Origin of the sequence: Stenotrophomonas sp. YIM B13575, from assembly GCF_042787595.1 — a bacterium.
In the GTDB taxonomy this organism is placed as follows: Bacteria; Pseudomonadota; Gammaproteobacteria; order Xanthomonadales; family Xanthomonadaceae; genus Stenotrophomonas; species Stenotrophomonas lactitubi_B.
Genome location: NZ_JBHZOP010000065.1, coordinates 1 through 7,970, shown reverse-complemented (window position 1 = coordinate 7,970; position 7,970 = coordinate 1). Strand labels below are relative to the sequence as shown.

6 protein-coding genes are annotated in these 7,970 nt (G+C 66.8%); all 6 read left to right on the top strand.

The window, feature by feature from the left end; translation table 11 throughout:
- The first annotated feature begins 372 nt into the window (after window positions 1–372).
- On the top strand, window positions 373–2,637 hold the full coding sequence (locus tag ACFX4F_RS12295) for a methyl-accepting chemotaxis protein (protein WP_380655636.1): 2,265 nt from the start codon (window positions 373–375) through the stop codon (window positions 2,635–2,637).
- A gap of 32 nt (window positions 2,638–2,669) precedes the next feature.
- A complete protein-coding gene (locus tag ACFX4F_RS12290) occupies window positions 2,670–3,539 on the top strand; it encodes a CheR family methyltransferase (protein ID WP_099818374.1) in 870 nt (289 codons plus the stop codon).
- Window positions 3,536–4,132 (top strand): chemoreceptor glutamine deamidase CheD, encoded by a 597-nt coding sequence (gene cheD / locus ACFX4F_RS12285; RefSeq protein WP_025878962.1) that lies wholly within the window; start codon window positions 3,536–3,538, stop codon window positions 4,130–4,132. Before ACFX4F_RS12290 ends, cheD begins: the two co-directional genes overlap by 4 nt.
- Window positions 4,129–5,202 (top strand): chemotaxis response regulator protein-glutamate methylesterase, encoded by a 1,074-nt coding sequence (locus tag ACFX4F_RS12280; protein ID WP_340569970.1) that lies wholly within the window; start codon window positions 4,129–4,131, stop codon window positions 5,200–5,202. The genes cheD and ACFX4F_RS12280 overlap by 4 nt, the downstream gene beginning before the upstream one ends.
- Window positions 5,203–5,294: 92 nt before the next feature.
- The gene (locus ACFX4F_RS12275) at window positions 5,295–6,878 is read left to right on the top strand and encodes a hypothetical protein (RefSeq protein ID WP_380655632.1); all 1,584 of its coding nucleotides are present in this window, start codon (window positions 5,295–5,297) and stop codon (window positions 6,876–6,878) included.
- 44 nt (window positions 6,879–6,922) lie between these two features.
- Complete coding sequence (locus ACFX4F_RS12270; protein ID WP_380655630.1) at window positions 6,923–7,903, top strand: hypothetical protein; 981 nt, start codon at window positions 6,923–6,925, stop codon at window positions 7,901–7,903.
- Window positions 7,904–7,970 lie beyond the last annotated feature (67 nt).

Sequence of the window (7,970 nt, the reverse complement as noted above, 5' to 3'; positions counted from 1 at the left end):
TTGGCGACCTGCAGTTTGAATCGAGCTTCGTACCTGTTCATGTATCCCTCGGGGTTGGATCTGGCGTCCAACTCCCGGGGGTCACTTCATGGATGGGTTCACGGCGTGTCCTGCCTGCCCACCCCGACCCGGCTAACCCATAGCAACCCATCGCCATGACCCGCCGTTGCCGTTGCTGTTGCTGTTGCTGTTGCTGTTGCTGTTGCCTCAAAAGCCTGCCGCAGGCAGCGCCGCAGCCGCCGCTGCAAGGAAACCTGAATACGTTCGAACAGCCCGCCTCAATCCCCCGCCCCCGCGGCCGATAACGGTCATGTCACCGCTGCTCCCGACCAGCACCGGCGCCTCCACCCACCACGACCCGGGTACTGCTCGATGAATCTCCTGCATCGCTGGCAACACTACTTCAGCAATCTCTCCGTCCGACGCAAGCTCAACCTGCTCACGCTGCTGATCGCGCTGGGCGTGATCGCGCTGTCGGTGATCGCTGCCCGCATGCAGTACCTGGACCTCACCGATACCCGCAAGTCTTCGCTGAAGACCCAGGTCGAACTGAGCTACGGCATCCTCGACCACTACCACCGCCTGGCCGGAACCGGTGAACTCAGCGAAGAAGCCGCCAAGGCCGCCGCGCTGCAGGCGCTGGAAGTCATGCGCGCGCACAACGATACCTATTACTACAACATCTACGACACCGGCTATCACGTGCTCATGCACCCGTTCCGCAAGGATCTGGTGGGCAAGGACATGAAGGATTTCCGTACCGGCGATGGCATCCGCATCTACTACGACCAGATCGAAGCGGCCAAGGCCGGCGGCGGCTTCGTCGCCTATCGCTGGGCCAAGCCCGGCGAAAAGGGCGAGGTCGAAAAGGTCGCCTATGCCGGCCTGTTCAAGCCCTGGAACTGGGTGGTCAGCAGCGGCGTCTACATGGATGACGTGCAGCAGCAGGCACTGGTCTTCACCGCCATCATGACCCTGGCCGGCGGCGTGCTGGTGCTGATCGTGCTGGCCCTGAGCTGGGTCATCGGCAACCGCATCGCGCGCCCATTGAAGCAGGCCACCGCCGTCGCAGAGGGCATCGCTGGCGGCAAGCTGGACAGCCACATCGGCCCGCAGCCGCATGACGAACCCGGTCGCCTGCTCGAAGCGATGTCACGCATGCAGCAGCAGCTGCACGCAGTCATCAGTGGCCAGCGCGAGATGGCGCGCCGTCACGATGAAGGTGAGCTCAGCTACCGTATCGACGCCAGCGCCTTCCCCGGCGAATACGGGCTGATGGTGCAGGAAACCAACGTCCTGGTCGGCAGCCACGTGCAGACCCTGCACGATGTACTGAACGTCGTGCAGCAGTACGCCGTCGGCGACCTCAGCGGCGACATCGCCCGCTACCCGGGCGAAAAGGCGGCGATGACCACCACCGTCGACACGGTCAAGGCCAACCTCGGCCGCATCAATGCCGAGATCAAGCAGCTGGCCAGTGCCGCAGCCGCCGGCGACTTCAGCCAGCGCGGCGACGCACAGCGCTTCGATCACGATTTCCGCACCATGCTGGAAAACCTCAACGCCATGATGGCGGTCAGTGATGACAACCTCGGCAAGCTCTCGCAGCTGCTGTCATCCATCGCCGACGGCGACCTGACCGCACGCATGCATGGTGACTACCAGGGCGTGTTCGCGCGCATGCGTGACGATGCCAACGCCACGGTCAGTCAGCTGACCCAGATCGTTGGCCAGATCCAGCTCAGCGCCTCCAGCATCACCCTGTCGGCCGGCGAGATCGCCTCGGGCAACAGTGACCTGTCGCGCCGCACCGAACAGCAGGCGGCCAACCTGGAAGAAACCGCCGCTTCGATGGAGGAACTGACCTCCACCGTGCGGCAGAACGCCGAGCACGCACGCCAGGCCAACCAGCTCGCCATCGGTGCGCATGGCGTGGCCTCGCAGGGCGGCAGCGTGGTGGGTCAGGTGGTCACCACCATGTCGGCCATCGAGGCGTCCTCGAAGAAGATCGCCGAGATCATCTCGGTCATCGACGGCATCGCCTTCCAGACCAACATCCTGGCGCTGAATGCCGCAGTCGAAGCGGCCCGTGCCGGCGAACAGGGCCGTGGCTTCGCCGTGGTCGCCAGCGAGGTGCGTACCCTCGCCCAGCGCTCGGCCGCCGCCGCCAAGGAGATCAAGGGCCTGATCGATGATTCGGTCGGCAAGGTTGCCGAAGGCTCCAGCCTGGTCCACCAGGCCGGCAGCACCATGGGCGAGATCGTCGCCTCGGTGCAGCGCGTGACCGACATCATGGCCGAGATCTCCGCCGCCTCGCAGGAACAGTCGGCCGGCATCGAACAGGTCAACCAGACCGTGGTGCAGATGGATGAAACCACCCAGCAGAACGCCGCGCTGGTGGAAGAAGCCACCGCCGCCGCACGTGCGATGGAAGAGCAGGCCGCGCAGCTGGCCGACGCCGTGGCGATCTTCCGCCTCGACAACCAGGTCGCCGTCGCAGTGAAGGCGGTGACCGCGAAGGTCGCACCGAAGGCCGCCAGTGCTGCACCGTCGCGGCCGCTGTCGACGCCCGCACCGATCCGCCGTACCCACTCCAGCACCGTCGTTTCCAACGACGGCGACTGGCAGGAATTCTGATCCTCGCGGCGGCTGCGGCCGCCGCCCCGCCGATGGACACGTCACCCGTGCAGAGCCCTACCCCCATCGTCAGCGGTACGCGCGAATTCGAGTTCGCCGACCGTGATTTCCGCCGCGTCTGCGACCTGATCTACCAGCGCGTGGGCATTGCCCTCGCCCCGGCCAAGCGCGACATGGTGTACGGACGCCTGTCGCGCCGCCTGCGCACGCTGGGCATGCGCAGCTTCCAGCAGTACCTGGACCACCTGGAACAGGGCGATGGTGACGAGTGGCAGGCATTCACCAATGCGCTGACCACCAATCTCACCGCGTTCTTCCGCGAGCCGCACCATTTCGACAAGCTGCGCGAGGAACTGCAGCAGCGCAACGGGCGCGGCCCGCTGCTGCTGTGGTCGTGCGCCGCCTCCACCGGTGAAGAGCCCTACTCGATGGCGATCACCGCCTGCGAAGCGTTCGGCACCCTGAAGCCGCCGGTGCGCATTGTCGCCACCGACGTCGATACCCAGGTGCTGGCCACCGCCGGGCGCGGTGTCTACAACATCGACCGTGTCGCCGGCCTCGATCCGGACCTGCGCCGCCGCTACTTCCAGCGCGGCAGCGGCCCCAACGAAGGCCAGTGCCGCGTGTTGCCGGCGCTGCGCGAGCTGATCGAGTTCCGCCCGTTGAACCTGCTGGCGCCGCGCTACGACGTCGGCGGCCCGTTCGATGCGCTGTTCTGCCGCAACGTGATGATCTACTTCGACAAGCCGACCCAGCGCGCGATTCTTGGCCGCCTGGTCAATCACCTGGCCGACGACGGCCTGCTCTACACCGGCCACTCGGAGAACTACCTGCACGCCGCCGATCTGATCCAGCCCTGCGGCCGTACCCTGTACCGGCGCGCGCAGGGAGCCAGCGCATGAATGCATCGCTGCGCACCGACGATGTGATGCGCTACCAGGACGCACGCTTCAAGACCATCGCCGCCAAGCTGCTGCCGACCCAGTACCTGGTGGTGGATGACACCACCGCGCTGACCACGACGCTGGGTTCGTGCGTCGCGGCGTGCCTGCGCGACCCGGTACTGAAGATCGGCGGCATGAACCACTTCCTGCTGCCCGAGGGCAACGCCGGCGACGGCGCGCCCGCACGCTATGGCAGCTACGCGATGGAACTGCTGATCAACGACATGCTCAAGCGTGGCGCACATCGCAAGCGCATCGAGGCGAAGGTATTCGGTGGTGCCAACGTGCTGAAGGGCTTCACCAGCAATCCGGTAGGCACGCGCAACGCCGAGTTCGTGCGCCAGTACCTGCAGGCCGAGCATATCCCGATCCTCGCCGAGGACCTGTGCGGCATCCACCCGCGCAAGATCTGGTTCTTCGCCGATACCGGCCGCGTCGTCGTGCAGCGCCTGCCGCACGCCCACGAAGCCGAAGTGGCCGCGACCGAATCGGCCGTGCGCGCACGCCTGTCGAAGGCCCCGGTCACCGGTGGCGTGGAGCTGTTCGAATGACCCTGACCGGCAACGCCCCCTGCCGGGTCCTGATCGTCGACGATTCCGCCGTCGTGCGACAGATGCTCACCGAAATCCTGTCCAGCGATCCGGCCATCGACGTGGTCGGCACCGCTGCCGACCCGCTGCTGGCCCGCGAGAAGATCAAGCGCCTGGCCCCAGACGTGATCACCCTGGACGTGGAAATGCCACGCATGGATGGCCTGGCGTTCCTGGAAAACCTGATGCGCCTGCACCCGTTGCCGGTGGTGATGATCTCGTCGCTGACCGAGCGCGGTGCCGATACCACCCTGCAGGCGCTGGGTCTGGGCGCGGTGGACTTCGTTTCCAAGCCCAAGCTTGATGTAGCCCGTGGCCTGCAGGCCTATGCCGATGAAATCATCGCCAAGGTGAAGATGGCTGCGCGCTCACGGGTGCGCCCGCTGGTGCGCGTGGCCACACCGAAACTCACGTTGGACGCCGCCCCTGCCGTGCGTCCGGCAGCAACGCAGTTCCGTACCACTGACCGCCTGATCGCCATCGGCTCCTCGGCCGGCGGCACCGAAGCACTACGCGTGGTGCTGGAAGGCATGCCCGCCGACGGTCCCGCAGTGGTGATGACCCAGCACCTGCCCGCCAGTTTCAGCACCGCCTTCGCCGAGCGCCTGGACCGCCATTCGGCGATGGCGGTACGCGAAGCCAGCGATGGTGAAGCGGTGCTGCCCGGCCACGCGTACCTGCCACCCGGCGGCAAGCACCTGCGGATCATCCGCGACGGTGCGCGCTGGCGCTGCCGGGTCGACGACGGCCCGGCGGTGAACCGGCACAAGCCGGCCGTCGACGTGCTGTTCCGCTCGGTGGCGCAGGCCGCCGGCGGCAATGCCATCGGCGCCATCCTCACCGGCATGGGCGATGACGGCGCACGCGGCCTGCTGGAAATGCGCCAGGCCGGTGCGCCGACGCTGGTGCAGGACGAGGCCACCAGCGTGGTCTGGGGCATGCCCGGTGCCGCGTTCAAGCTCGGCGCGGCCGAGGAACAGGTGCCGTTGGAGCGCATTACGGAACGATTGCTGGCGCTGGCCCGCGGCTGACCGTCCACCGCATTGCACCGCCTCACCCTGTCTTCCAGACGCCGGCCCCGGAAGGGTCGGCGTGGCTGTTTTGCTTTTCAAGGAGCTTGACGATGGCCCAGCGTACCTTCCGCATTCAATCATCCCTGCTGGCGACCGCCCTGCTGGTCCCACTGACGGCTGCCGCTGACGGGCTGCCGCCATCGCCGCAGGCCACCCCTGCCGCTGCCGCCGTCACGGACGGTGTTGCACCGTGGACCGAGCGGGTCCAGATCCAGAGCGGTCCGGATACCGGATCGCAGCGTGTCCACGCACCGGATGTAGCACTGCGCATCGTTACCCCCGATGACAGCGAGGCGCTCACCCCGAAGGGACTGGCACTGCTCTTCAGCGGCAATGAGCCGGACTACTTCCGGCGCAACACCCTGCCCGGCAGCATCGTCGAGAGCCAGGCCAGCCCTGCCATCACCCTCATGCCGTCGGTGGCCAAGGCACTGGTGGACGGCTACTTCAGGCACGTTCCCGATGCTGTGCCCAACCAAGCCAGCACCCTGCGCTTCAGTGCGGACAGATGGGCCCTGGTGCACCAGGGCAATACGCGGAAGGATCCCCTCTACCGCCTCAATCACTCCAGCACCATCCAGCAGCGCCGTGCCGATGGCACGCTGGCGGAAATCATCAGCTGCAATGACAGCGACAACCGGGCGACTCTGGACGCATGGCAAGCCAATGATTACGCGCGGCTCAAGGCGGCCGCGCAGATGATCACGATGAAATGCATCGAGAAGCTGGTCAAGAGAATCCCCGCGATGTACCCGCGCCCGTTGGCCGCTGAAGATGTCAGCGCCTTCGCTGACGGCGTCGTGCCACCGGCACGCGTGCGCGTCTACGCCGCCCTGGGGCGGACCACCACCCTGTACACCGATGCCGCCTGCCGCGAAGACTACCGCGACAGGATCGACGTCAAGTACAACAACGCCGGCGACAAGGGCGTGCTCGGCATCCCCGTCACGGAAACCCTGCGCAGCAAGGAGAACGAGCGGTTCTCCATGCTCAGCTACCAGGAATACGAAGTACCCGGTGGCAAGCCGCTGATCTTCGAGGCACGCTTCGACGCAAGCAGTCGCCTGTACTGCGACGGCAAGCTGTCGGGCCAGTTCGTGGCCAGACCCGGCCAGGATTACGAGGTGGAATTTGAAGTGGCCGACAAGATCTGTCGGCTGCATATCCGCCAGGTGCATGCCGACGGCAGCATGACCCCGCAGCAGGCACGGGCGACCCCGACCATCTGTGAGGGCACCCGCGCGCCGGTCCGCATCGAGCCGCGCCAGGACATGCAGGTGCTGCTGTTCAACCCCGGCCAGCTACAGATCCAGGATGCCAACCAAGGCAGCGCACCGCGGCAGCTGAGCGACGATGCGAGCAGCAGCGAGGCACTGCAGCAGATGCTGCAGCAGGCCAGCGGCAATCCCGGCACGCGCCTGTGCGTGGTGGTACCGGCCACGGACTACAGCAGCGTCCTGCACGATGCCGTTCGCCAACGCGTGCTGGATGCACCGCAGGTGTTGCCCAGCCTGTGGGAGGAAGCGGCGTCAGTGAACCAGCGCCGCAATGCCGCCGCCGATGCTCCGCTCGACATCGCCACTGCGGTGAGCCACTGCAAGGCGTTCCCGATCAAGGAATTCGTGGCGCAGTGAGTCGCAGCGCGCGCCTCCATCATTTTTCCCCAAGGAGTACCACCGTGGCATTACGCCCAACCTGCCTCACCGCCGCGATCGCGGCCTGCCTGCTGCTGGCTCCGTCGGCCCACGCCATCGACGAAGCGCCCGCACCCACACCTGTCGCCGCCGCCGTAGCCGCGACCGAGCCAACGCCCGATCCGGCGGCGAATGCCGCACCGGCGCCAGAGGCATCGGACGCTGCGTCCACGGCTGCTGTATCCGTTGATGAAGCAGCGGCAACCGTGGCCGCCCCCGCCGCCGGGAATGTTGCAGCGGCTCCGGCGCCCGCCACCGATCTCAGCAGCCTGCAACGGGTGAAGGTCACCTCCGGCCTGGGGCTTGGGCCCAACGGCAATCGCGTGGGCGACCCTGTCCTGCGCCTGGTAATGCGCGCCGACACTGCTGCCGTCACCGCGGCCAAGGTCGGGCTGTCCGCTCTGGCGTTCGTCACTGGCGTGGGTGACATCGGCACCAGCAACAGCTTCAGCAAGAACAACGTGCGTGGCGACGACATTCAATCCGTGCCCAGCCCGGCCTACGGCGCGTTGCCGGGCATGATCCGTGAGCAGCTGGCGCTCTATTTCGCAGCGCATCCCGGCGCCATTCCCAGCGACGAGCGTACCGTGGAGGCCAGCGCCGGTCAGTGGTCGCTGGTGTACCAGAAGCTCAGCGACGCAGAGACACCCTACGAGCTGCGCCACGATGTAACCATCGGCTTCCCGCTGGTGCGCAAGCTGTTCCGCAGCGCCAGTGGCGGCCAGGGCGTGCACTGCCAGGACGAAGCGCGGGTTGCCCCGCTGCAGGAATGGCAGGCCGACAACTACGCCAAGGCGAAAGCCGCATCGCGTGAATTCGCCGAAGCCTGCATGGTCCGCTTCGTCGCCGAACTGCCGCGCCTGTTCCCCGACCACGGTGTGCTGCCGGAAACGGCCGCGGAACCGGAGCTGCCTACGGACGCGCCAGCCGTGACCGAGGAAGCGGCCGCCGTCACCCAGGCTTGACGCCCCGGTAGTGCCGGCCGCTGGCCGGCAACGCTCTTGACCTCGCGCGTGTGCCGGCAAGCGGCCG

Excerpts from the sequence above, each read along its gene's own strand:
- ACFX4F_RS12295 (WP_380655636.1), top strand. The coding sequence starts at position 373 with ATGAATCTCCTGCATCGCTGGCAACACTACTTCAGCAATCTCTCCGTC.
- ACFX4F_RS12275 (WP_380655632.1), top strand. The coding sequence starts at position 5,295 with ATGGCCCAGCGTACCTTCCGCATTCAATCATCCCTGCTGGCGACCGCC.
- ACFX4F_RS12290 (WP_099818374.1), top strand. The coding sequence starts at position 2,670 with ATGGACACGTCACCCGTGCAGAGCCCTACCCCCATCGTCAGCGGTACG.
- cheD (WP_025878962.1), top strand. The coding sequence starts at position 3,536 with ATGAATGCATCGCTGCGCACCGACGATGTGATGCGCTACCAGGACGCA.
- ACFX4F_RS12280 (WP_340569970.1), top strand. The coding sequence starts at position 4,129 with ATGACCCTGACCGGCAACGCCCCCTGCCGGGTCCTGATCGTCGACGAT.